Here is a 23281-nt window from a genome sequence, read left to right on the forward strand (position 1 = left end):
CTCTCTTTTTAGTAGAAGAAACAACCGTAACAAAAAATTACCGAGAGGTTGGTGCATTAACGACCCGATGTACGCTGTCGGCGCCACCTGGCCCCGTCAGCTGGGTGCAACGATCACGCGCGGGAGGCGTTCTTCAGTGACACCTGAGTGTTGAGCGTCCAGAAATCATAGAGTACGCCGACAAAGAACAGGCCCCCGGTGAACAGGTAGATGATCCCTGTGATCCACTTACCCTGGTACATACGGTGCACACCGAAAACGCCGAGGAAGGTCAATAGAATCCAGGCGACGTTGTAATCGGTTTCGCCTGCGGTAAAACGCAGGTCAGCTTCCTTGTCCATGGCGGGGATCAGGAACAGGTCTATGATCCAGCCGATAAACAACAGGCCCAGGGTGAAGAACCAGATAGTTCCCGTTACAGGCTTGCCGTAATAGAAGCGATGGGCGCCAAGAAAACCGAAGATCCATAATAGATAACCGATTGTCTTGCTGTGGGTGTCCTGTTGCTGCATAGCTGCTCGCCTCCTGCTTGCATGGAAAATATTAGGACAACCGCGCGATGTGTTGAGTGCCACCGCACTGGATAAATTTTGCGCCCCCCCTTGCTAGCGGAAGCTGCGACCCGGGTTGTCGTCGTTGCTGACTTCCAATGACAAGCCCTGCGCCATGCTGGTCAGGTGATCGCCATCGGTTTCCGAACCGAGCTTGATCATCAGGCGCAGGTCGTTCGCCGAATCGGCATAGAGCAAGGCATCTTCGTAGGTGATTTCACCCTGGCTGTAAAGGTTGTACAGCGCCTGGTCGAAGGTCTGCATACCCTGTTCGGTTGAGCGCTTCATCAAGGCCTTGAGCTCGTGCACATCGCCTTTGCGAATCAGGTCAGCGGCCAGTGGCGTGTTTATCAGGACTTCAATTACCGCTCGCCGGCCTTTGCCGTCCGGGGTTGGAATCAATTGCTGGGCGACGATGGCCTTGAGGTTGAGCGACAAATCCATCCACACCTGGTTCTGCCGATCGGCCGGGAAGAAGTTGATGATCCGGTCCAACGCCTGGTTGGCGTTGTTGGCGTGCAAGGTGGCCAGGCACAGGTGACCGGTTTCGGCGAAGGCAACGGCATGGTCCATGGTTTCGCGAGTTCGCACCTCACCAATCAGGATCACATCCGGCGCCTGGCGCAGGGTGTTTTTCAGCGCGACCTCGAACGACTCGGTGTCGATACCTACTTCACGCTGGGTGACGATGCAGTTTTGATGCTGGTGTATGTATTCGATCGGGTCTTCGATGGAAATGATGTGGCCGCTGCTGTTCTTGTTGCGATAGCCAATCATTGCCGCCAGCGAGGTCGACTTACCGGTACCGGTCGCACCTACGAACAACACCAGGCCACGCTTGGTCATCGCCAGCTTTTTCAGGATTTCCGGCAACTGCAAGTCATCGAGCGTCGGGATATTGGTTTCGATCCGGCGCAATACCATGCCCGCCAGGTTGCGCTGGTAAAACGCACTGACCCGGAAACGACCCACGCCACGGGCGCTAATGGCAAAGTTGCATTCGTGGTTCTCGGTAAACTCGCGACGCTGCTGTTCGTTCATCACCGCATGCACGGTTTCACGGGTTTGCTCAGGTGACATCGCGGTCTTGGTGATCGGCATGATCTTGCCGTTGACCTTCATCGACGGTGGAACGCCCGCAGTAATGAAAAGGTCAGAACCACCTTTCTCGACCATTAGGCGTAGCAGTTTTTCAAAGTCCATTGCTCTATCTCACCGTCACTGTCACGCGTGAACCCTTGATTTATATAGCAGCGCTGCGCGTGTGTCAGCGCTGCCTTCGCTCTGCGCGGTACGCGCAACCCGAGCGGTTGGGCTGTTGCCAGTTAGAAGTTTTCCGGGGTTTTCGACTTCTCACGCGCGCTTTCGCGGCTGACCAAGCCTTTCGCCACCAAACCTTTAAGGCAGGCGTCGAGGGTCTGCATCCCCAGCGAGCCACCGGTCTGGATCGACGAATACATCTGCGCCACTTTGTCTTCGCGGATCAGGTTTCGAATCGCCGGGGTGCCGATCATGATCTCGTGCGCTGCCACCCGACCGCCGCCGATTTTCTTCAACAGTGTCTGGGAAATCACCGCCTGCAATGATTCCGACAGCATCGAGCGCACCATGGATTTTTCTTCAGCCGGGAACACGTCAACCACCCGGTCGATGGTTTTTGCAGCTGAGGTGGTGTGCAAGGTGCCGAACACCAAGTGTCCGGTTTCCGCGGCGGTCAGTGCCAGTCGGATGGTTTCAAGGTCACGCATCTCACCCACCAGAATGATATCCGGGTCTTCCCGCAGCGCCGAACGCAGTGCTTCGGAGAAGCCCAGGGTATCGCGATGAACTTCACGCTGGTTGACCAGGCACTTCTTCGACTCATGCACGAATTCGATCGGGTCTTCGATGGTCAGGATGTGGTGATACTTGGTGGCATTGAGGTAATCGAGCATCGCCGCCAGGGTGGTCGACTTGCCCGAACCCGTTGGCCCGGTCACCAGAACCAGGCCACGCGGCACGTCGGTGATCTTGCGGAACACTTCGCCCATGCCCAGGTCTTCCATGGTCAGGACCTTGGAAGGAATCGTCCGGAACACAGCGCCAGCACCGCGATTCTGGTTGAAGGCGTTAACCCGGAAACGCGCGACACCCGGCACTTCGAACGAGAAGTCGGTTTCCAGGAACTCTTCGAAGTCCTTGCGCTGCTTGTCGTTCATGATGTCGTAGATAAGCGCATGCACCTGCTTATGGTCCAGCGCAGGCAAGTTGATGCGACGTACATCGCCATCAACACGAATCATCGGTGGCAGCCCCGAAGAAAGGTGCAAGTCCGAAGCCCCTTGCTTGGCACTGAACGCCAGCAGTTCTGTGATATCCATGTAACTCCCCAACAGGCTGCTTAAATAACGCTGCACCCGGTTATGCAGTGTTTAAATCAAATCAAACGGCTCAACTAGCACGCGTCGTTGCAGGCAGAATGACGCGCCCTGTCACGTTAGTTTTTCTCAACCAGCGGCCATTGACGTTAGAATGCCCCACACGCAGAGCGAACGGGCCACAGAGCGTAAGTAATGTCCACGATAGCAGAGAATATTGCAAAGGTCGGAACTCGGATCCGTGAGGCGGCGCAAGCCTGCGCACGTCAACCCGAGACAATTGGTTTGCTTGCAGTAAGCAAAACCAAACCAGCCAGCGCCGTTCGCCAGGCTTATGCCGCTGGTGTACATGACTTTGGTGAAAATTATCTACAAGAAGCGCTGGATAAACAGCACGAATTATCCGATTTGCCATTGATTTGGCATTTCATCGGCCCCATTCAGTCAAATAAGACCCGCGCCATCGCTGAAAACTTTGACTGGGTACATTCAGTCGACCGACTCAAGGTGGCACAACGATTATCGGCACAGCGCCCTGCGCACTTGCCCGCACTGAATATCTGCTTGCAGGTCAACGTCAGCCAGGAAGCCAGTAAATCCGGCTGCAGCCCTGAGCAATTACCGGCCCTGGCTGCGGCCGTGAAGGGGTTACCGAACTTGCAGCTAAGGGGACTGATGGCAATTCCAGAGCCAAGCGACGACCCGGCACAACAAAGCGCGGCATTTGCCTTGTTGCGCGAGCTGCAAGAAAGCCTGAATCTCGATCTCGACACATTGTCCATGGGCATGAGTCACGACCTTGAGGCGGCTATTGCCCAAGGCGCGACTTGGGTTCGAATTGGCACGGCGCTCTTTGGTGCCCGCGACTATCGTTCTGAATCAACACAGGAAACTTCGCTATGACTTCTCCTCGCATCGCCTTTATCGGCGCAGGCAACATGGCCGCCAGCCTTATTGGCGGCATGCGCGCGCAAGGCTTCGACGCCAGCGCCATCCGAGCCAGTGACCGCGGTGAAGAGCAACGCGCGAAAATTTCTGCCGAACACGGCATCAGCACTTTTGCCAGCAACGCCGAGGCCATTGAAGGTGCGGACGTCATAGTGCTGTCGATCAAGCCGCAGGTGATGAAGGAAGTCTGCACAGACCTTGCCCAGCACCTGCAAGCGGGCCAACTGGTGGTTTCCATCGCCGCCGGCATCAACTGCACCAGCCTTGAAAGCTGGCTCGGCGAGCGCCCCATAGTGCGCTGCATGCCCAACACCCCGGCGCTACTGCGCCAGGGCGTAAGCGGCTTGTATGCCAATGCTCGCGTGAGCCCTGAGCAGAAAGACCAGGCCGAACAATTGCTGAAAGCCGTCGGCATGACCGTTTGGCTCGACCAGGAACAGCAAATCGATGCGGTAACCGCTGTTTCAGGCAGTGGCCCCGCGTATTTTTTCCTGTTGATCGAAGCCATGACGGCAGCCGGCGAAAAACTCGGCCTGCCGCGCGAAACAGCAGCCCAACTGACATTGCAGACAGCCTTGGGCGCCGCCCATATGGCCGTCGCCAGTGATGTAGACGCTGGCGAATTGCGGCGCCGGGTGACCTCGCCTGCTGGCACCACTGAAGCTGCAATCAAAACCTTCCAGGCTGGCCGTTTTGAAGCCCTGGTTGATGACGCATTACACGCCGCTGCTCGCCGTTCGGCCGAGCTGGCCGAACAGCTGGGCAAATAAGGAGCAAATAATGATTGGTCTGAACACCGCGGGCGTCTATATCCTGCAAACCATCGGCAGTTTCTACCTGTTGATCGTATTGCTGCGATTCATCCTGCAATTGGTCCGCGCCGATTTCTACAACCCGCTCAGCCAGTTTATCGTGCGCGCGACTCAGCCTTTGCTCAAGCCCATGCGCAAACTGATCCCGAGCATCTTCGGCCTCGACACCTCCTCGTTGATACTCGCCTTGATCGTCCAGTTCGTGCTGATGGAGCTAACCCTGATGCTGATGGGCTACGGCTTTGGCGCACCGCTGCTGGTATTGGTCTGGTCGATCATTGGCGTCACCGCGTTGTTTATCAAGGTGTTCTTCTTTGCCTTGATCATCAGCGTGATTCTGTCGTGGGTCGCCCAGGGTAGCCATAATCCTGCGGTTGAACTGGTGAACCAGATTTGCGAACCCCTGCTGATGCCTTTCCGGAGAATCCTGCCAAACCTTGGCGGCCTCGACCTTTCGCCTATCCTGGCATTCCTGGTGCTCAACCTGATCGACATGCTGGTTATCCACAACCTGGCGATCCAGACTGGCATGCTCTCGGGCCTCAGCCTGGCAATCTGACCCAGGCCATGCCCGCCCAACCGGCCTCATCCGCCCGGTTGGACGGGCAAAACGACCGTTTATAAATAGGCTAATTGACGATTCTTACAGTCCAGGCATAATGCCATCACTGCAAGGATTCAATACAAGTGAGTCGGCTTTCACATATCAGCTGAAAATGCCCGGCCTGGCTTGTAAAAATAGTCATAATGAATTGATAGCAAAGCCTACAGCTCGATGCGGGACGTGCTAGATGCTTCGATTCGTTAAAGGATGGAGTCAATGAGCATGGAACGTCTCACCCAGCAGATCGACGCCTATGTGGCGTGGAAGCGCGAGCTTATGCGTGAAATCACGCGTTATCGCAGCTGGCTCGAAGCCAATCGTTTAAACTCGGATAGCGTTGCCGCCAAACTTGAGCGCGCACTTCGGGTTTTGCGTACCGATCACATCACCCTGGCATTTGTTGGCGAGTTCTCACGCGGCAAGACCGAGCTCATAAACAGCCTGTTCTTCTCTTCTTATGGCCAGCGCATGCTGCCATCGCACGCCGGGCGCACCACCATGTGCCCAACCGAGCTGTTCTTCGACCCACGCTCCGAGCATTCCTACATTCGGCTGCTGCCGATAGAAACCCGCGTCTCGGAAGCCAGCGTTGCCCAGTTCAAGCGCGCCCCGCGACATTGGGTGAACATCCCGCTGGATGTTACTGACCCGGGCAACATGATTGCAGCGTTCAACCAGGTGTCGAAAACCAAGCCGATGAAGGTTGAAGACGCCATCCAGCTGGGCTTCCATCCAGATACCCTGGAAAACAGTGACAAACCCGGCGTGGTCATGGTGCCGGCCTGGCGTCATGCCCTGGTCAATTTTGACCATCCACTGCTGCGCCAAGGCTTGCGCATTCTCGACACGCCCGGGCTGAATGCACTGGGCTGCGAACCAGAACTGACCCTGTCGATGCTACCCAGCGCCCAGGCAATCCTGTTCCTGCTATCTGCCGACACGGGCGTAACCGCAAGCGACATGGCGGCCTGGCAACAACATATCCACCCGCTTGAAGAAGACAGCCACGCCAGCTTGTTCGCCGTGTTGAACAAGATCGACGTGCTCTGGGATGACCTGGCCGGCGAGACATTCGTGCAGAACAGCATCCGCCAGATCCAGACCATTACCGCCAGGCAACTTGGCATCAAGCCGGACGATATATTGCCGCTTTCGGCCAAGCAGGCGCTGTTGGCGAAAGTGCGCAAGGACCCGGCACTGCTTGCGCGTAGTCAAATGCATAACCTGGAAACATTGCTCTGCGAGCGCATCGTCAAGCAAAAAGAACGCCTGATCGAAGATCATGTGGTTAACCAGGTGCTGGGCCTGGTGCAAAACAGCCAGCACGTACTCAACTTGCGCCTTGAACAAGTGACCCAGCAGCAAGCCCTGCTTAACGCCCACCAGCAAGATAACGGCCAGATGCTGTTTGAGCTGACCGCCAAGACCAAGGAAGATCACAGCCAGCACCACAAGCGCCTGCTGGGCCTGAAAACCAATCAGCGTCTGCTCAAGCGCCAGGGCGATATGCTTCGCGCGGCAGTGCGGCCCGAGCAGCTTGAAAAGCACATGGAGCGCGCGCGCAAGGAGCTGACCAGTTGCTGGACTACCCTTGGCATCAACCAGGCCATCCTGCATTTTTTCAGCTCGATCCAGAACGACCTGCACAGCCTGAGCTATGAAGTCGAAACCGCCAACACCATGGTCGCAGCGGTTTATCGCCGGCACAACGAAGAAAACCCGCTCAATGGCGTAGATGCACCGCAATTCAATGTTGAGCGCTATTGCCGTGAACTCAAGCAACTGCAGGTCAAGGCAGACCAGTTCCGCCTGCACTTGAAGTCCTTGTTGACCGAGCAGAAAAGCCTGGCGAGACGCTTTTTTGCCACGCTGGCCCAGGAAGTGGTCGGAATGCACCAGCGCCTGCGCCAGGATGCGGACCAGTGGGCCAACGATGCCTTGATGCCCCTGATGCAGCATACGCTGGAACACAAGCAGCTCCTTGAAACGCACATGTTGCGACTCAAGGCACTGGCCCAGGAAAACCAGCAAACCCGCCAGCGCACTCAACAACTGGCCCGCTACCGCGCAGACCTGAGCGCACAGCTCAATGAAGCGGCGGACATGCTGCGCAACCTGCGCCGTCCTGCCCCCATCCAACGGCACAGCAAGGTCGTCAACCTCCCGCTTGCAGCACGCAGCATGAGCGCCAACGAATAAAGCGCCCCGCACCGGTTGACCGGTGCTCCAGGACGCACATCCACTTTTGTATCCGGGCTTTACTCAAAAGCTCATCGCACCGCCCCATCGCTTGCCGCAGGGGGCGGCGCTCTTTAGACTGCATGACTTTCTTTTCCAACTCTCAACTTTGCGAGCAGGGTCGATGTCGACTGCCTTTCCACAAGATTCTGTTGGCTTGGTGACACCCCAAGTACTGCATTTTGCCGAGCCGTTATCACTGGCTTCCGGGCGAACCCTTGCCAACTATGACCTGATATATGAAACCTACGGCGAACTCAACGCGGCGCGCAGTAATGCCGTGCTGATTTGCCACGCACTGTCCGGCCATCATCATGCCGCTGGCTATCACAGCGCTGAAGACCGCAAGCCCGGTTGGTGGGACAGCTGTATCGGCCCCGGCAAAGCCATTGATACCAACCGTTTCTTTGTGGTCAGCCTGAATAACCTCGGTGGCTGCAACGGTTCTACCGGCCCATCGAGCATCAACCCGGAAACTGGCAAGCCCTTCGGCGCCGATTTTCCGGTAATGACCGTCGAATGCTGGGTCCACAGCCAAGCCCGACTGGCAGATGCGCTGGGTATCGAGCAGTGGGCCGCGGTTGTCGGCGGTAGCTTGGGCGGCATGCAAGCCATGCAATGGACCATCAGTTATCCTGAGCGCGTTCGCCATTGCGTCGCCATTGCCTCGGCGCCCAAATTGTCGGCACAGAACATTGCCTTCAATGAAGTCGCCCGCCAGGCCATTCTGACCGACCCGGAGTTTCATGGCGGCCACTTCCAGGAACAGGGCGTGATCCCCAAGCGCGGCCTGATGCTTGCGCGCATGGTTGGGCACATCACCTACCTGTCCGATGACGCCATGGGCGAGAAATTCGGGCGCGGCCTGAAAAGCGAAAAGCTCAATTACGATTTCCACAGCGTCGAGTTCCAGGTCGAAAGCTACCTGCGCTACCAGGGCGAAGAGTTTTCAGGACGCTTTGACGCCAACACCTATCTGCTGATGACCAAAGCGCTCGATTACTTTGACCCCGCCGCAGCAAATGACGGCGACCTGGCGAAGACCCTGGCGAAAGCGCAGGCAGACTTCTGCGTGATCTCATTCACCACTGACTGGCGCTTCTCGCCACAGCGCTCACGCGAGATAGTCGACGCCCTGACCTCCGCGCGGAAAAACCTGTGCTACCTGGAAATCGACGCGCCGCAAGGTCACGATGCGTTCCTGATGCCGATCCCGCGCTATCTGCAGGCATTTAGCAGCTATATGAATCGAATTACCTTGTGAGGCAGGCATGAGAGCCGATCTGGACATTATCCAAGACTGGATTCCCGCAGGCAGCCGCGTGCTTGACCTTGGTTGCGGCAACGGCGAGTTACTGGCCTGGCTGCGCGACAATAAGCAGGTCTTTGGCTACGGCCTGGAAATCGACCCCGACAACATTGCCGAATGCGTGGACAAGGGCGTCAATGTTATCGAGCAAGACCTCGACAAAGGCCTGGGCAACTTTGCCGATGGCAGCTTTGACGTGGTGGTCATGACTCAAGCGCTACAGGCCGTGCATTTCCCGGATCGAATACTCAAGGAAATGCTCCGCGTCGGTAAAACCTGCGTCATTACCTTTCCTAACTTTGGCCACTGGCGCTGCCGCTGGTACCTGGCCACTAAAGGCAGGATGCCGGTTTCCGACTTTTTGCCCTACACCTGGTACAACACGCCGAACATTCACTTCTGCACCTTCGAAGACTTCGAGCGCCTGTGCCTGGAACAGCAAGCGACCATTCTTGAGCGCCTGGCGGTTGATCGCGACCACCGGCACGGTTGGGCCAGTAAAATCTTGCCTAATCTGTTAGGTGAGATAGGCATCTATCGGGTCAGTGGTCATAGCGCCATGAACCGCACCAGCTGACTATTTGAAGGAGATTTCTTATGCGTCGCCTCGTCGTATTACTCATGGCCCTGTGCCTGAGCCTGCCAGCCTTTGCTGAGCGCAAGAAAACCTATGGTGACCTGGACATTCACTACAACGCCTTCAACTCCGGTTTCTTGCAGCCGGATATCGCCGCCGCCAACGGCCTGGTCCGCAGCAAAACCCAAGGTGTGGTCAACATTGCCGTGCTTAAAGCCGGCAAGGCCAGCGCCGCCAACGTAACCGGTTCGGTAAAGGACCTGCTGGGCAAGAACTACGCGCTGAGCTTCAAAAAAGTCAGCGAACCGGGCGCCATTTATTACCTGGCGCAGTTCCCTTTCGAACAGCGTGAAGTCTTGCGTTTCACCATTAATGTCACCGCGGGCGACGGCAAGGCGCACAGCTTCGATTTCAACCAGGAATTTTTCCCAGACGAATGATCCAGCTCACTGAACTTGTACTGGCCAGCCATAACGCTGGCAAACTCAAAGAACTCCAGGCCATGCTTGGCGACGCTGTTCGTGTACGCTCGGTGGGTGAATTCAGCGCCGTAGAGCCCGAAGAAACCGGCCTGTCCTTCGTCGAGAACGCCATTCTCAAGGCCCGTAATGCCGCGCGCGTATCGGGCTTGCCGGCGCTCGCCGATGACTCTGGCCTGGCCGTTGACTACCTCGGCGGCGCCCCCGGCATTTACTCGGCACGCTATGCCGACGGCCAGGGTGATGCCGCCAACAATGCCAAGTTGCTTGAGGCACTCAAGGATGTCGCTCCCGAACAACGCGGCGCCCAGTTCGTCTGTTGCCTGGCCCTGGTCCGCCACGCAGACGACCCGCTGCCGATCATCTGCGAAGGGCTGTGGCACGGACGTATCCTGCCAGCGGCGCAAGGTGCCCATGGCTTCGGTTATGACCCCTTGTTCTGGGTGCCAGAGCGCGACTGCTCAAGCGCCGAACTCATCCCTGCCGAGAAGAACCAACTCAGCCACCGTGCACGCGCCATGGCGCTGTTCAAGCAACGGCTGGGTCTATGACAACAGCGCCAAACGCTGGCCAGACCATCGCCAGCGACCGCAGCCATCATCAGGTTGAAGGCTTTGTATTGCCGCCACTGGCGCTGTATATCCACATTCCCTGGTGCGTTAAAAAGTGCCCCTATTGCGACTTCAACTCCCATGCAGCGGCGCCAAACCTGCCGGAGGAGGAGTACGTTGACGCCTTGCTGGCTGACCTCGACGCCGACTTGCCTGCTGTGTACGGGCGAGAACTGACATCGATTTTCTTTGGCGGCGGCACACCGAGCCTGTTTTCAGCCAAGGCCCTTGGGCGTCTGCTGGAAGGCGTTGAACAGCGCATCAAGTTTGTCGACGGCATTGAGATCACCCTCGAAGCCAACCCCGGCACCTTTGAACAGGCCAAGTTCTCGGCCTACCGCAAGCTGGGGATCAACCGGCTATCGATCGGCGTGCAAAGCTTCCAGTCGTCCAAACTGCAAGCACTCGGCCGAATTCACGATGGCGATGAAGCCGTGCGCGCCGCCGATATGGCCCGAGCAGCCGGTTTCGACAACTTCAACCTCGACCTGATGCATGGCTTGCCGGATCAATCCATTGACGATGCCCTGGCTGACCTGCGCATCGCCATTGCCCAACAACCCACGCATCTATCCTGGTATCAGCTGACACTTGAGCCCAATACGGTGTTCTGGAACCAACCGCCAACCCTGCCCGAGGACGATACGCTCTGGGATATTCAGGAAGCGGGCCAGGCACTGCTTGCCGAGCACGGCTATGCACAATATGAAGTCTCAGCCTATGCCCAGCCTGGCAAGGCGGCGCGGCATAACCTGAATTACTGGAGCTTCGGCGATTTCATCGGAATTGGTGCGGGCGCTCACGGCAAGCTCAGCAGCCCCGATGGCATTATCCGGCGCACCTGGAAAACCCGTCTGCCCAAGGACTACCTCGACCCAAACAAGCGCTTTAGTGCAGGCGAGCGCGTTCTCGTGCAGGATGAGTTGCCGTTCGAGTTTTTGATGAATGTATTGCGCCTTACCGAAGGTGTGGCCAGCGAGCTGTTCAGCCAGCGCACCGGCCTGCCGCTCAGCCTGCTAAGCGAGGCACGCAAAGAAGCGCAACAACGCGACTTGCTGCAAGACAACCCTGATCGCCTGACTGCGACAGCAGAGGGCCAGTTGTTTCTAAATGACTTACTGCAACAGTTTTTGCCTTGATAGGCAGTTGATGAGCCTTTTGCTCTAAGGACACCGCATGGACCTGCTACTTGACCTAACCGCCACACTGTCACGCTGGAGTCGCAGCCACCTGTACGACATCTCGCTGGCGATCATGGCGACCTTGTTCGTACTCTTCGGCCCAGCCATCAATGCCTGGGTTCAGCGCAGCATTGGCGGCCTGAACTTTGTGTTCCGCACCATCATTTTCGTCATCGTCTGCGCCGTGGTGTATGGCTTGGCCATCGTATTCCTGACGCCTTACCTGAGCGCGGGCCTTGGCCAGTTCAACAACTACACACTGGCGCCAGTGCTGTTGCTGGTGTTCTTTTTGATCGGCGTGCTGGCTGACCGCAGCTAGGAACAGCACACCCTGCAATGGTGGATGGAAAAACGCCATCCACCCTCCCCATGCGTTTAAAGGCGCTGCCAGCCTTCAAATACATAAGGCGGGGTTGTCTCGGTGGCAGGATGCGCCTCGCTTGAGACCAGTTGCCATGCGGCGGCATCAAATTCAGGAAACCAGGCATCGCCGTCCGGGCTCAGATTGATCCGCGTCAGGTACATGCGCTGTGCCTGCTCAAGCCCCTGGGCATAGAGTTGCGCGCCGCCAATCAGCATCAACTCATCCACGCCCTGTTCGCGGGCCCAGGCATCGGCACGGGCCACCGCCGCCTCCAGCGAAGCAAAGACTTCGGCACCCTGAAGTTGCAAACCGCTTTGGCGGCTGACCACCAGATTCAGGCGCCCCGGCAAGGGTCGGCCAAGCGAGTCCCAGGTTTTGCGTCCCATGATGATCGGCTTGCCCAGCGTCAGCGCTTTGAAGTGCTTCAGGTCAGCAGGCAAGTGCCAAGGCATTTGGTTATCGAGGCCAATCACGCGGTTATCCGCGAGCGCCGCAATCAGACAAAGAGGAAGAGTATTTTTCATGCGGGCGAGCATATCAAAGCTTGGGCCCAGGGTGCGACAACGCGTGGCGCGTCTACAATCCAGACGGCTGTAAACAAAGGGTCACCAAGCCTGTTGCAGACTATCCTTTTAGCCTGCACCCCGTACAAGGACGACGCGCATGCCTGCACCCAACCCTCTTCTCGCCGCCCACTCTCGCCTGGGCGCTTTAGCCTGCCTGCTTTGCTTGCCCTTTATGGCGGGCGCAGCGCCTGAGTCGCCCAGCCAAGAACACACTGCCGAAGCGCAACCTTATCCGCTGGTCATCGGCCACCGCGGCGCCAGCGGCTATGTGCCCGAACACACGCTCGGCGCTTACGCATTGGCGGTCACCCTTGGCGCTGACTACATCGAGCCCGACCTGGTAATGACCAAGGACGGGCAACTGGTGGCGCGGCATGACAATGAACTGGGCTTGACCACCGATGTGGCGGATCACCCGGAATTTGCCGAACGCAAACGCAGTAAAACAGTTGATGGCATCGCGCTAAATGGCTGGTTTAGTGAAGACTTTACCCTGGCTGAACTCAAGACCCTGCGCGCCATTGAGCGAATCCCCGACGTGCGTCCCGGCAATGCCCGCTTGAACGGCAGCCTGCAGATCCCGACGCTGCAGGAAATCATCGACCTGAGCAAAGACCTGCAACGCAGCCAGCAACGGCAGATTGGCCTGTATATCGAAACCAAGCACCCAAGCCACTTTCAGCAACAAGGCTTGAGCATGGAGAAACCCTTGCTGAAAATCCTCAGGGAAAACGGCTTGGATAGCGCCGAGGCACCGGTTTATATCCAGTCGTTCGAGGTCAATAATCTTAAACAGCTCAGTCGTGACAGCGATATTCGCTTGATTCAGCTATACGGCGAAGGGCAGCCCTTTGACCAGGTCAGCAGCGGCGGCAGCCTGACCTACGCGCAGATGGCAACGCCGCAGGGCTTTAAACAAGTTGCCGAATACGCAGTCGGCGTCGGTCCACACAAAAGCGCAATCATCCCGCTCGACAGCAAGGGCATGCTCGACCCAGCCAACGCCACCCGTTTTGTAGCCGATGCCCACGCCGCGAAATTGAAAGTTCATCCCTACACCTTTCGCGCTGAAAACAGCTTTCTGCCAGTGAACCTGCGCAAGGGTGATGACCCGCAAGCCCGGGGAGATATCGAGCAGGAAATAGATATATTCCTCGACGCCGGTATCGACGGCCTGTTCATGGACCAGCCAGACATTGGCATCAAACTGCGCAAATAAGCCGATGGAATAGTTCAAACAGCGTTCAGCGGTTATGCTCAGCATTCACTCCTGAAGCGAGATACCGCGTGACAGCTGCCTCCAATACGCTGAGCAAACTGCAAAAGCTCTGGCTCACCGAGACCATCCGCTTGCGCGAGGAGCACACCGGGCCGCTCGAAGACAGCGAAGCCAACCGCCGGGTGCAAATCAGCGGCGGTGACTTTGCCGAGCGCCTGCAACACCGTGCTTTATTGCTGGCCGAACGTGACGGCCAGCTACAAGCCTTGAGCCATTGGTACCAAGGCTCACGCCTGGCGGTCCTGGCCATGCTGGTATTGGCGGTGTTCAGCGGCATAGGTTTGAGCGTGGCGGCGCTCGGCGATGGCTTGCGCCCGGTCAACGTGTTCTGGGCGCTCGGCAGCATGCTTGGGCTTAACCTGCTGATGCTACTCGGCTGGCTGCTCGGACTTTTGCTTGCGGGCAATAGCGCCGGCGCACTGGGCCGCTTGTGGTTGTGGCTCAGCGAGAAACTGGCGCGCGATGCACAGGTGGCGCAACTGGCACCGGCCTTGCTCATTCTGCTGCAACGCCAACGACTCAGCCGCTGGGTGCTGGGCATCATGAGCAACGGATTCTGGCTGGTCGCGCTGATCAGCACATTGTTGAGCATGTTGCTGCTGCTGGCCACACGACGCTATGGCTTTGTCTGGGAAAGCACCATTCTCGGCGGTGACACCTTTACCGCGCTGACACAAGGCATCGGCGCCCTGCCCGCGCTGTTTGGCTTCAGCTTGCCGGATGCCGAACTGATCCGCCTCAGCGGCGACAGTGCCATGCTCAGCGAAGCCGCCCGGCAAAGCTGGGCTGGCTGGCTGGTCGGCGTGCTGCTGATTTACGGCATCATTCCGCGCCTGCTGCTGGCGCTTGCCTGCTGGTTGTTCTGGCGCAAAGGCCGCGCCGCCCTGAAACTCGACACCAACCTACCCGGCTACAGCCTGCTGCGCGAACGGTTGCAACCAAGCAGCGAGCGCCTTGGGATAAATGACAGTGCGCCGGACGCCTTGTATCAGCCCGCGGCAGGTAACGGCATCAACACCAGCGAAGAAGCGGTGTTGATGGCCATCGAACTGGATACCCAGCGCCAATGGCCACCAACCAAGCTGCCCAAAAGCGTACGCGATGCCGGGGTGATCGACAGCCGCGAACAGCGCCAGCGCCTGCTCGATCAGCTGACGCGCTTCCCCCCGGCCCGCCTGGCGATTGCCTGCGACCCGCGCCGCTCGCCCGACCGGGGCGCCTTGAGCCTGCTCGGCGAACTAAGCCGCTGCGCGGGTGCCACACGCATCTGGCTATTACAGCCACCAACAGGCGAGCCGCTCGACAGCAATCGCCTAAGCGACTGGCACAGGGCGCTCGACACCCTGCAACTGCAACACAGTGATTCAGCGCCGCTAAGCTGGCTGGAGAGCGGTCATGACTAAAAACAAGCCGCTGCGACTGGCCATCGTCGGTCACACCAATGTCGGCAAGACTTCACTGCTGCGCACCCTGACCCGTGACGTCGGCTTTGGCGAGGTATCACACCGCCACAGCACTACCCGCCATGTTGAGGGCGCACGCCTGTCCGTTGAAGGTGAAGCGTTGCTAGAGCTTTACGACACACCAGGGCTGGAAGACGCAATCGCCCTGCTCGACTACCTGGAACGTCTTGATCATCCCGGCGAGCGGCTCGATGGCCCGGCACGCCTGGAGCGTTTTCTGCAAAGTAGCGAAGCCCACCAGCGTTTCGAGCAGGAGGCCAAGGTACTGCGCCAGCTTCAAGCCTCCGATGCCGGTCTGTATGTGATTGATGCACGCGAGCCCGTCCTGGCCAAATACCGCGACGAACTCCAGGTGTTGAGCATGTGCGGACGCCCCTTGCTGCCGGTATTGAATTTTGTCGCCAGCACCAGCCATCGCGAACAGGAATGGCGAGAAGCACTGGCCCGCCTTGGTTTACACGCACTGGTGCGCTTCGACAGCGTGGCACCGCCCGTTGATGGAGAACGGCGCCTCTATGAAAGCCTGGGCCTGTTACTGGAAAAAGCGGCCCCTCAATTACAACGCCTGGTCGAGGATCATCAGGCCCAACGCGAAGCCCGAATACAGGCCGGCTTGCAGTTGATTGCCGACTTGCTGATTGATTGCGCGGCCTACCGACGCAGCGTTGCGGCTGAACCGGCGCTTGAACAAGCGGCGATCCAGGCCCTGCGCGAAAGTATTTGCAAACGCGAACAGCGCTGTGTCGAAGACCTGCTCAAGCTCTATGCCTTCCGCAAAGATGACGCCAAGGCTGAAGACCTCCCCCTGCTTGACGGTCGCTGGGGCGATGACCTGTTCAACCCGCAAACCCTCAAGCAGTTGGGGATCAAGGTCGGTGGCGGCATGGCTGCAGGCGCGGCAACCGGTGCGGGGGTCGACCTGCTGGTTGGCGGCGTCACCCTGGGCGCGGCGGCGGCGCTAGGCGCATTGATTGGTGGTGGCGCACAAACCTTGCGCGGCTATGGCCGACGCCTCAAGGGTAAGCTCAAAGGCGAGCGAGAACTCACAGTTGACGATGCCGTGCTGCGTCTTCTGGCCCTGCGCCAGCAACTGCTGCTGGGCGCCCTGGATGAACGCGGCCATGCGGCAATGAATGCAATCAAGCTCGCCGCGCCCCAGGACAGCACCTGGCGCCAGGGCAAACTACCCGAAGCCCTGCGCGACGCCCGCGCCTACCCGCAGTGGTCGAGCATTGATAATCGCAGTTGGCGCAACAACAGCGAACGCCGCGAGCGAGTCGAAGCACTGACCCAAGAGCTGCTTGACCAACGGATCAGCAGGGGCTGAAACAGGCGGCAGGCTACCCCAAGTCGGCCCACAGCCTGTCTTGGGCGATTGGTGCGGCCCTGATCAATCGCCCAAGGCTGCCCAAGGATGTTTAACGCTCAGGCCCGCGAGGAGGTCTGGAACTAGTGATCCAGGTAAACATCCTTGAGGCGCTGCCACTCGTCACTGTTGGTGATGCGCAGGATTTCCTGGCTGATCGGCTCGCGTAACGGGCTGCCACTGGCGACGGCAAAGGCATATGACTGATTGTCAAAGGTGCCCGGCAGGATGTCCAAACCACCGCCGTCCAACTCTGCATTGCGATACTGCAGGATCGGCAGGTCGTAGACAACCGCGTCAGTCTCACCCTCTTGCACCGAGCGCATTGCACTCAGCACATCCGGGTAGACGGTGTTGCGAATTCGTTGATTGGTCAGGTACTTCTCACCGACTGTGCCGCCGATTGTCGCTACATGCGCACGACGGAGGTCTTCAGAGCCCTTGATACCACTTTGCAGATTACCGACGGTCAGCGCACTGGTGACCGCAGCAGTAAAGGTCGACACCATGATCAAGGCACTGAACATCCAGATGATGGCGATAACGCGCCCGCCAAACGTCACCGGTGCTTTGTCGCCATAGCCAACCGTGGTCATGGTTACTGCTGCCCACCAGAAGCTATTGCCCAACCCTTGTGTTGTCTTGCCACCAAACTGGTCAGTGTTACGCCGACGTTCGAATATCCAGAGCAACGCACCGACCAGCAATAACAAGCCAGCCAGGCCCAGCACCACGCTAGCAAACTGCCAGGACAGCAAGCCCTTGAGTGTTGCCCAGCCACTTTTGTCACCGCCGTGGGGCACCGCAATGGCCAACCCTGTTTGATAGATAGGGTGGGTAAAGTCAAGCTTGCTTTCGCGCTCGGCGGTCATGGTCAAGGCGCCAATAACCACATCGAGTTTACCTGCCTCAAGGCTTGGCAACAGCTCGCCAAACTGCATGGGCTCATATTCGAATCTATAGCCCAATGCCTCGGCCACATCATTCCAGACATCGACACTTATCCCGTGCCACTCTCCATTGTCATCATGAATGACAAAGGGTGGAACCTCGCTTAGCCCCACGCGCAGAGTAGTTTTTCCAGGCTCATCCGCGACAGCTGAAAAGCTGTACAGACACAAAATAAACACTGCAACAATCCTATGCACCTCAACGCTCCATGCTTGGCAACAAAGGCAATAGGGTAACAAACTTTGGCCGCTACCCTGGCTTTGAGGCGCAATGGATCGTTTCACAGGCTTGGGTAGCATAGCCTGCAACCGCTCTGGCTCAGGCCATGACGAGCAACTACCCTTATGCGGCCTGAGTACCTGGCCAAGCACTTTCACCAAGCATTGCGGCAATGGTGCGCTCACCCAAACCCAGCCCGACACTCATGCCTAGCCCGGTGTGCATCAGCACAGCCTGCACCCCTTCATCCACGCGAAGCACACTGAATGGTCCAGGCCCACGCGCGCCATAAACTCCTTGCCAACGCTCGATCACATCAATTGGCGCCCCCAAGGTATGCTCGGCCAGACTGATCATTATTTGATCAACCGCTTCACTATTGAAGGGTTCGATGTCGCTGCCATAGACATGGGAATCACCAATGATCAGCTCGCCGTAGGGTGTCGGGCTGATCAGCAGGTGAATGCCATTGGCTTCCAGCTCCGGCTGCTGTTGGGAAATTTGCGCACGAATAGCATCCGCCTCAGGCAAGTCGGAAAATGCACCGTAATGCACACAGCTCAACCCGGTGAGTAATGCATGCTGCAACTGCAACGGTTGCTTCAAGCGCGCCCGCAACATCTGCAGGCCACACACTTGCGGCTTCAATTCACTGATTTGCTCAGCCAACAAGGTTTGGTAATCGTGGCCTGAACAAACCACCACTCGCGGACTACGGAAGACACCGCTGGTAGTTTTGACCATGCCAGGCTGAATATCCTGCACCAGGGTCGAAAAGTGAAACTCTACGGCATAGCGTTGTTGTAAGTGCTTAGCCAACTGCGGCATGGCCTCACGCGAATAGATCTGCTGGTCATCAAGACCATGCAAGGCTGCGCGATGATGTGCAAAGCGCCCGTCATATAAATCGCTTAGGGCCGAGCCACGCAGCAGTTCGACCTTGTACTCGTATTCGCGTGCACGGCCAGCGCAAAACGCTTCCAGCAGCGTTTCTTCGGCTTCGGTACGGGCAAACAGCAACGAGCCTTGCTGCTTGATCGACAAGCCAGCCTCAGCCGCAAGACCGGCCCATAGGCCGCGACTCAAGCGGGCCAGATCGAGCATCGGCCCGGGGGCTTGGCCAGTCACCAGCGCTTGCCCGAAGTTACGCACTGAAGCGCCCAACGGCGTATGGCTACGCTCGAATACCTTGACCTTGAGGCCGCGTTTAGCTGCCGCATAGGCATGGGCCAGGCCCAGAATACCGGCACCGACAACCAGCAGGTCGCAATCTTGCTGACTCATTAAAAATCCTCAAACGCAGTGTTTAATTCACCCTGACTGGAGGAGCACGCCTTGCGGTCGCACCCGTCCAGCAGCGCTTTTACCCAATCAACCGCACCACAAATCGAGCACCAGGCAGCGGCGATCTGGCTAGGCGCGCGGGCGCAGGCCACGGCCTGCCCCTGTCGCGCAACACCGCAAGAGCGTCGCTGCCGGCTGCATCACTGGGCAACAGGCTCTGATTTGCCGTCATAACGCTTGCGCCATTCTGCGAGGATCTTGTCGCGGTTCTCCGCAGCCCAGGCAAAGTCGTTCTTGATCAGGCGCTGCTCATAATCGGCAGGCAATTCCTGGAAGCGCTCAGCAATACCGGGCTGGGCAAGCACCGCGAAATTGCTCTTGTACAGTTGCATGGCGTCGCTGCTGGCAGAAAAGTCAGCCAGTTTCTTGGCCGCTTCCAAGTGAGCGGTGCCTTTGATAATGCCGGTCGCCTCGATATCCCAGCCCAGGCCTTCCTTGGGCAGGACGATATCCAGCGGCGCCCCTTTGCGTTGCAATTGAACCGCCGGGTATTCGAACGAGATACCGATCGGGAACTCCCCCGCCGCCGCCAACTTGCAAGGCTTGGAGCCGGAATGGGTGTACTGGCCGATGTTTTGATGCAGGCGATCCATGTAGGCCCAGCCTTGTGGCTCACCAAAGGTCTGCAACCAGGAGCTGACATCCAGATAACCGGTACCGGATGAGGCCGGGTTGGGCATCACAATCTTGTCTTTGTAGATCGGCTTGGTCAGGTCTTCCCAGCTAACCGGTTTCGGCAGGTTCTGTTTTTCGGCCTCGACTGTATTGAAGCAAATTGTCGCGGCCCAGACGTCCATTCCGACCCAGGCTGGAGGGTTGGCCGCATCCCGGTAATTGGCGCTGATCTTGTCGAGCTGCGCGGGCGCATAGGCCTCCAGCATTTGCTGTTTGTCGAGTACAGCCAGGCTAGACGCCGCAAGCCCCCAGACAGCATCAGCCTGCGGCCGGGCTTTTTCTGCCAGCAGCTTGGCGGTGATGATGCCCGTCGAGTCACGCACCCATTTGATTTCAATGTCCGGGTTTTGCTTTTCGAACGCCTCTTTGTAGGCCTTGAGTTGTTCCACTTCGAGCGCGGTGTACACAGTCAACTCGGTCGCGGCAGTGGCGTGCAGGCTGAAACCGGCAATCAAGGCGGTCGCTAGAGCAGTACGTTTGAACATGTGAAGCTCCATTATCGAGGTTTTATGGGTTGGCAGAATCAGTTTTCATGACAGTCAGGCTGCACCGGCGAGCCTTGAAGCCCCACCAGTGGGGAGTGGCTTTAAATTGCGCTCATCGGCCTGGCGCCAGGCTTGCGAACGCATCAGAAGCCCCCGCGAGACAGTGGCCAAGAGCACCGACACGCCAGCCGAGGTCAGTAAAATCAGGGTCGACATCGCAGCCGCGCCGCCAACATTGCCTGCGTCATCCATGTTCAACACTGCAACGGCGGCGAGCATGCTGTCGGGGCTATACAGAAAGATTGCGGCTGACACAGTGGTCATCGCCGAGACGAACAAGTAGCGAATGATGTCGAGCAGGGCAGGCAGGCAAATCGGCAGGGTTACGCGCAGGTAATGCTTGGCCAGAGGCATTTTCAGCGACAGCGCAGCGGCTTCAAACTCACCGTCCAGTTGACGCAGTGCCGTGCTGGCGGTCATCTGCGCAGTGGTCAAGAAGTGCGCAATGGTGCACACCACGAGCAAGGTCAGGGTGCCGTACAAACCACTGAGCGGGTTACTCGGCAGGTTGAAGAAAAATACGTAACCCAGGCCCAGTACCAACCCCGGCACCGCCATCGGAATAAAGCTGAGCATGCGCAGGATTTGCGTCAATGTGTTTTGCCGGGTTTTCTCCATCAGGTAGGCGCCAGTAAAAATCAGCAAGCTGCCAAATACCGCGCTGCAGGTGGCAAGGATCAAGCTATTGCTGTAGGCCGACCAACCGCCGGGCAGGTCGGAAAAACTGTAGTGATCCAGCACCAGTGACAGGTTGTAAGGCCAGAACTTGACCAGCGAGGAGAAAATCGCCATGCCAAATACCAGCAACAGCGCGGCGCACACCAGAATAACGATGCCCAGGAAAACGCTATCGCGCAGACGCGAGGGTTGCGGGTGATAGACCTGGGCGCGCCCGCTCATGCTGTCTCGCGAACGCCGGCGCAGCCACATGTCGACGCCAAAACTAAGCAGCGCCGGGATCAACAGGACCATGCCAATCAATGCACCACGGCCGAACTGTTGCTGGCCGACCACCGCTTTGTAGGCTTCAAGCGCCAGCACCTGGTAATCGCCACCCACCACCACTGGCACGCCAAAATCGGTAATGGTCAGGGTGAACACCAGGCAGAACGCTGCAAACACACCCTGGCGACTGCCCGGCCAGGTGATGCTGCGAAATGCTCGCCATGGTGATGCCCCCATGCTCGATGCCGCATCAAACAGCCGGGCATCTGCCAGGGAAAGGGCCGAGATCAGGATCATCAATGCATGGGGGAAGGTATAAATCACCTCGCCCAACACTATTCCCCAGAAACCGTAGATGTTGTCGGCGAACAGCCCACGCAAGATGCCCTGGTTGCCAAACAGGTAGATCAAGGCAATGCCTGGCAGCATGGAAGGTGCCATCAGTGGCAGTAATGAAATCGCCCGCCACACACCCTTGCCCGCTATCAGCGTGCGTTGCAGCGCATAGGCAAACAGATATGCCAGCGGCACCACGATCAGCGCCACAGTGGTCGACACGCTCAAGCTATTGAAGAGCAACCAGCGGAAGTTGGCGCTAGAAAACAGCTCATAGGCAGCGCCAAGGCCTCCCCCGTCACCACCGAAGCCGCGCCAGAGCATGGCCAGCAGGGGCAACAACACGGCAACGACCAGCAGCACCAGTAGCAAGCCTTTACCACCCTCAATAAACAGGCGGTCAGCCCAGCCTGCATGGCTTTTGCCGACAACATGATTGCGCTGTGCAGGTGCCTGCAGATTGATATGCGGTTGCGCCGTCATGTTAAGCAAACACCTGCAGGCTGCTTGAAGGCAGCGCGACCCGAATATCCTGGCTCGCAAGGCGCGGCATGGCCTCCGGGGACAACTCGGCCTGCAGGGTCAGCCCCGGCAAATCCGTCAGTTCGAAATTCATTCGGCAACGGTTGCCCAGGAAGGTGACATCACGCATCTGTGCATGAAACTGATTGTCGATCCCTTCATGCGGGTTGATCACCACCGCTTCAGGGCGACAGAACAAACGTCCTTGTTGCAGTGCCTTAGCCTGTGGCAACTGCACCTGCAGTCCACCAACCCGGGCGCTGCCATCTTGACCGCAGGCAAATGGCAACCAGTTGCCCTGCCCCACGAACTCAGCAACAAAAGGTGTCGCGGGCTGGTTATAGATCTGTTGCGGCGTAGCGTATTGCTCGACATGCCCCTGGTTCATCACCGCGATTCGGTCGGCCATCAGCATCGCTTCATCTTGATTGTGGGTCACCATCAAGGTGGTCACGCCAAGGTTTTTCTGTAACTGACGCAGCTCGCCACACAGATGTTCACGAACCCGCGCATCCAGCGCCGACATGGGTTCGTCGAGCAACAACAGCGAAGGCTTGGGAGCCAGCGCGCGAGCCAGGGCAACGCGCTGTTGCTGGCCGCCGGAGAGCTGGCCCGGATACTTTTTCTCGCTGCCGAGCAGGCCAACCAGTTCAAGCATCTCGCTGACCCGTGCACGCACGACTTCACGGCTATCGCCGCTCAAGCCGTAGGCGATGTTCTGCGCCACGCTGAGGTTGGGAAAGAGCGCGTAAGACTGGAACAGGATGCCGTAGTCGCGGGCTTGTGGCGGCAAGTTGGAGACGTCACGCGAGCCAATGACGATACTGCCGCGATCCTGCTTCTCCAGCCCGGCAATGCAGCGCAACAAGGTAGTTTTGCCGCAACCCGATGGTCCAAGCAGACACACCAGCTCCCCGGCCTCGACATCCAGAGAAACACCATCAAGCGCCTGGAAAGCGCCGAAACCCTTGTGGATACCGCGAACCTGCATATTGTGTTGAGTCATGTGCCACCTCACTGAGCAAATTGCTCGAATGAG

Annotated in this window: 22 protein-coding genes; 13 read left to right on the plus strand and 9 right to left on the minus strand. The window is 58.1% G+C overall.

All coding sequences use genetic code 11. From position 1 onward, the window contains the following. Positions 1 to 113: 113 nt before the first annotated feature. The 3 genes from CHB79_RS18125 to pilT form a co-directional block, all read right to left on the minus strand. A complete protein-coding gene (locus tag CHB79_RS18125; protein ID WP_089360926.1) occupies positions 114 to 512 on the minus strand; it encodes an NINE protein in 399 nt (132 codons plus the stop codon). Positions 513 to 605: 93 nt separating this feature from the next. Beyond that, on the minus strand, positions 606 to 1754 hold the full coding sequence (locus CHB79_RS18130) for a PilT/PilU family type 4a pilus ATPase (protein ID WP_010485657.1): 1149 nt from the start codon (positions 1752 to 1754) through the stop codon (positions 606 to 608). A gap of 122 nt (positions 1755 to 1876) precedes the next feature. Further along, positions 1877 to 2911: a type IV pilus twitching motility protein PilT gene (gene pilT, locus CHB79_RS18135; protein WP_010485655.1), complete on the minus strand. Its 1035-nt coding sequence runs from the start codon at positions 2909 to 2911 to the stop codon at positions 1877 to 1879. Positions 2912 to 3103: 192 nt separating this feature from the next. Between pilT and CHB79_RS18140 the strand changes: the two genes are divergently transcribed. The 10 genes from CHB79_RS18140 to CHB79_RS18185 all read left to right on the plus strand — a co-directional run bounded on the left by CHB79_RS18140 (position 3104) and on the right by CHB79_RS18185 (position 11986). After that, positions 3104 to 3811, plus strand: coding sequence for a YggS family pyridoxal phosphate-dependent enzyme (locus CHB79_RS18140; RefSeq protein ID WP_010485653.1), 708 nt, complete (start codon positions 3104 to 3106; stop codon positions 3809 to 3811). Beyond that, positions 3808 to 4626, plus strand: coding sequence for a pyrroline-5-carboxylate reductase (gene proC, locus CHB79_RS18145; protein WP_089360927.1), 819 nt, complete (start codon positions 3808 to 3810; stop codon positions 4624 to 4626). Before CHB79_RS18140 ends, proC begins: the two co-directional genes overlap by 4 nt. Before the next feature lie 10 nt (positions 4627 to 4636). Continuing rightward, positions 4637 to 5227, plus strand: coding sequence for a YggT family protein (locus tag CHB79_RS18150; RefSeq protein ID WP_089360928.1), 591 nt, complete (start codon positions 4637 to 4639; stop codon positions 5225 to 5227). A gap of 261 nt (positions 5228 to 5488) precedes the next feature. Further along, on the plus strand, positions 5489 to 7471 hold the full coding sequence (locus tag CHB79_RS18155) for a dynamin-like GTPase family protein (RefSeq protein WP_089360929.1): 1983 nt from the start codon (positions 5489 to 5491) through the stop codon (positions 7469 to 7471). Between the two features lie 163 nt (positions 7472 to 7634). Then, positions 7635 to 8774 carry a homoserine O-succinyltransferase MetX gene (metX, locus tag CHB79_RS18160; RefSeq protein ID WP_089360930.1) on the plus strand — a complete coding sequence of 380 codons (1140 nt, stop codon included), beginning with the start codon at positions 7635 to 7637 and terminating at the stop codon, positions 8772 to 8774. A 7-nt stretch (positions 8775 to 8781) separates the two neighbouring features. Next, a complete protein-coding gene (gene metW, locus CHB79_RS18165) occupies positions 8782 to 9396 on the plus strand; it encodes a methionine biosynthesis protein MetW (RefSeq protein WP_010485643.1) in 615 nt (204 codons plus the stop codon). Between the two features lie 20 nt (positions 9397 to 9416). Then, complete coding sequence (locus CHB79_RS18170; RefSeq protein WP_089360931.1) at positions 9417 to 9836, plus strand: DUF4426 domain-containing protein; 420 nt, start codon at positions 9417 to 9419, stop codon at positions 9834 to 9836. Continuing rightward, positions 9833 to 10426, plus strand: coding sequence for an RdgB/HAM1 family non-canonical purine NTP pyrophosphatase (rdgB, locus tag CHB79_RS18175; RefSeq protein WP_176443221.1), 594 nt, complete (start codon positions 9833 to 9835; stop codon positions 10424 to 10426). Before CHB79_RS18170 ends, rdgB begins: the two co-directional genes overlap by 4 nt. Next, positions 10423 to 11625, plus strand: a complete 1203-nt coding sequence (gene hemW, locus CHB79_RS18180; protein WP_089360932.1) for a radical SAM family heme chaperone HemW — start codon at positions 10423 to 10425, stop codon at positions 11623 to 11625. The genes rdgB and hemW overlap by 4 nt, the downstream gene beginning before the upstream one ends. 37 nt (positions 11626 to 11662) lie before the next feature. Further along, positions 11663 to 11986 carry a DUF3392 domain-containing protein gene (locus tag CHB79_RS18185; protein WP_010485635.1) on the plus strand — a complete coding sequence of 108 codons (324 nt, stop codon included), beginning with the start codon at positions 11663 to 11665 and terminating at the stop codon, positions 11984 to 11986. A 56-nt stretch (positions 11987 to 12042) separates the two neighbouring features. Here CHB79_RS18185 and CHB79_RS18190 read toward each other — a convergent pair whose 3' ends face one another. Beyond that, the gene (locus tag CHB79_RS18190) at positions 12043 to 12555 is read right to left on the minus strand and encodes a dihydrofolate reductase (RefSeq protein ID WP_089361016.1); all 513 of its coding nucleotides are present in this window, start codon (positions 12553 to 12555) and stop codon (positions 12043 to 12045) included. A 214-nt stretch (positions 12556 to 12769) separates the two neighbouring features. Between CHB79_RS18190 and CHB79_RS18195 the strand changes: the two genes are divergently transcribed. From CHB79_RS18195 to CHB79_RS18205, 3 genes are all read left to right on the plus strand, one after another. Next, the gene (locus CHB79_RS18195; RefSeq protein ID WP_245851570.1) at positions 12770 to 13816 is read left to right on the plus strand and encodes a glycerophosphodiester phosphodiesterase; all 1047 of its coding nucleotides are present in this window, start codon (positions 12770 to 12772) and stop codon (positions 13814 to 13816) included. Between the two features lie 68 nt (positions 13817 to 13884). After that, positions 13885 to 15279: a DUF2868 domain-containing protein gene (locus CHB79_RS18200; RefSeq protein WP_089360934.1), complete on the plus strand. Its 1395-nt coding sequence runs from the start codon at positions 13885 to 13887 to the stop codon at positions 15277 to 15279. Beyond that, complete coding sequence (locus CHB79_RS18205) at positions 15272 to 16666, plus strand: DUF3482 domain-containing protein (RefSeq protein ID WP_010485628.1); 1395 nt, start codon at positions 15272 to 15274, stop codon at positions 16664 to 16666. Before CHB79_RS18200 ends, CHB79_RS18205 begins: the two co-directional genes overlap by 8 nt. A 122-nt stretch (positions 16667 to 16788) precedes the next feature. Here CHB79_RS18205 and CHB79_RS18210 read toward each other — a convergent pair whose 3' ends face one another. The 5 genes from CHB79_RS18210 to CHB79_RS18230 all read right to left on the minus strand — a co-directional run bounded on the left by CHB79_RS18210 (position 16789) and on the right by CHB79_RS18230 (position 23248). Next, positions 16789 to 17835 (minus strand): transporter substrate-binding domain-containing protein, encoded by a 1047-nt coding sequence (locus tag CHB79_RS18210; protein WP_089361017.1) that lies wholly within the window; start codon positions 17833 to 17835, stop codon positions 16789 to 16791. 163 nt (positions 17836 to 17998) lie between these two features. Next, a complete protein-coding gene (locus CHB79_RS18215) occupies positions 17999 to 19159 on the minus strand; it encodes a TIGR03364 family FAD-dependent oxidoreductase (protein WP_089360935.1) in 1161 nt (386 codons plus the stop codon). Positions 19160 to 19359: 200 nt separating this feature from the next. Beyond that, a complete protein-coding gene (locus tag CHB79_RS18220) occupies positions 19360 to 20379 on the minus strand; it encodes a putative 2-aminoethylphosphonate ABC transporter substrate-binding protein (protein WP_010485621.1) in 1020 nt (339 codons plus the stop codon). Positions 20380 to 20433: 54 nt separating this feature from the next. Next, complete coding sequence (locus tag CHB79_RS18225; protein WP_089360936.1) at positions 20434 to 22203, minus strand: putative 2-aminoethylphosphonate ABC transporter permease subunit; 1770 nt, start codon at positions 22201 to 22203, stop codon at positions 20434 to 20436. Position 22204: 1 nt separating this feature from the next. Then, positions 22205 to 23248 (minus strand): putative 2-aminoethylphosphonate ABC transporter ATP-binding protein, encoded by a 1044-nt coding sequence (locus tag CHB79_RS18230; protein ID WP_029529428.1) that lies wholly within the window; start codon positions 23246 to 23248, stop codon positions 22205 to 22207. Positions 23249 to 23281 lie beyond the last annotated feature (33 nt).

The organism is Pseudomonas segetis (genome assembly GCF_900188155.1).
GTDB lineage: Bacteria > Pseudomonadota > Gammaproteobacteria > Pseudomonadales > Pseudomonadaceae > Aquipseudomonas > Aquipseudomonas segetis.

What these genes read in the sequence shown, in the direction of transcription:
- CHB79_RS18195 (WP_245851570.1), top strand. Translation starts at nt 12,770, where the DNA reads ATGGCGGGCGCAGCGCCTGAGTCGCCCAGCCAAGAACACACTGCCGAA.
- CHB79_RS18205 (WP_010485628.1), top strand. Translation starts at nt 15,272, where the DNA reads ATGACTAAAAACAAGCCGCTGCGACTGGCCATCGTCGGTCACACCAAT.
- metW (WP_010485643.1), top strand. Translation starts at nt 8,782, where the DNA reads ATGAGAGCCGATCTGGACATTATCCAAGACTGGATTCCCGCAGGCAGC.
- CHB79_RS18225 (WP_089360936.1), bottom strand. Translation starts at nt 22,203, where the DNA reads ATGACGGCGCAACCGCATATCAATCTGCAGGCACCTGCACAGCGCAAT.
- CHB79_RS18125 (WP_089360926.1), bottom strand. Translation starts at nt 512, where the DNA reads ATGCAGCAACAGGACACCCACAGCAAGACAATCGGTTATCTATTATGG.
- CHB79_RS18185 (WP_010485635.1), top strand. Translation starts at nt 11,663, where the DNA reads ATGGACCTGCTACTTGACCTAACCGCCACACTGTCACGCTGGAGTCGC.
- CHB79_RS18130 (WP_010485657.1), bottom strand. Translation starts at nt 1,754, where the DNA reads ATGGACTTTGAAAAACTGCTACGCCTAATGGTCGAGAAAGGTGGTTCT.
- CHB79_RS18190 (WP_089361016.1), bottom strand. Translation starts at nt 12,555, where the DNA reads ATGAAAAATACTCTTCCTCTTTGTCTGATTGCGGCGCTCGCGGATAAC.
- hemW (WP_089360932.1), top strand. Translation starts at nt 10,423, where the DNA reads ATGACAACAGCGCCAAACGCTGGCCAGACCATCGCCAGCGACCGCAGC.
- CHB79_RS18150 (WP_089360928.1), top strand. Translation starts at nt 4,637, where the DNA reads ATGATTGGTCTGAACACCGCGGGCGTCTATATCCTGCAAACCATCGGC.
- CHB79_RS18230 (WP_029529428.1), bottom strand. Translation starts at nt 23,248, where the DNA reads ATGACTCAACACAATATGCAGGTTCGCGGTATCCACAAGGGTTTCGGC.
- pilT (WP_010485655.1), bottom strand. Translation starts at nt 2,911, where the DNA reads ATGGATATCACAGAACTGCTGGCGTTCAGTGCCAAGCAAGGGGCTTCG.
- metX (WP_089360930.1), top strand. Translation starts at nt 7,635, where the DNA reads ATGTCGACTGCCTTTCCACAAGATTCTGTTGGCTTGGTGACACCCCAA.
- rdgB (WP_176443221.1), top strand. Translation starts at nt 9,833, where the DNA reads ATGATCCAGCTCACTGAACTTGTACTGGCCAGCCATAACGCTGGCAAA.
- CHB79_RS18215 (WP_089360935.1), bottom strand. Translation starts at nt 19,159, where the DNA reads ATGAGTCAGCAAGATTGCGACCTGCTGGTTGTCGGTGCCGGTATTCTG.
- proC (WP_089360927.1), top strand. Translation starts at nt 3,808, where the DNA reads ATGACTTCTCCTCGCATCGCCTTTATCGGCGCAGGCAACATGGCCGCC.
- CHB79_RS18220 (WP_010485621.1), bottom strand. Translation starts at nt 20,379, where the DNA reads ATGTTCAAACGTACTGCTCTAGCGACCGCCTTGATTGCCGGTTTCAGC.
- CHB79_RS18140 (WP_010485653.1), top strand. Translation starts at nt 3,104, where the DNA reads ATGTCCACGATAGCAGAGAATATTGCAAAGGTCGGAACTCGGATCCGT.
- CHB79_RS18155 (WP_089360929.1), top strand. Translation starts at nt 5,489, where the DNA reads ATGAGCATGGAACGTCTCACCCAGCAGATCGACGCCTATGTGGCGTGG.
- CHB79_RS18170 (WP_089360931.1), top strand. Translation starts at nt 9,417, where the DNA reads ATGCGTCGCCTCGTCGTATTACTCATGGCCCTGTGCCTGAGCCTGCCA.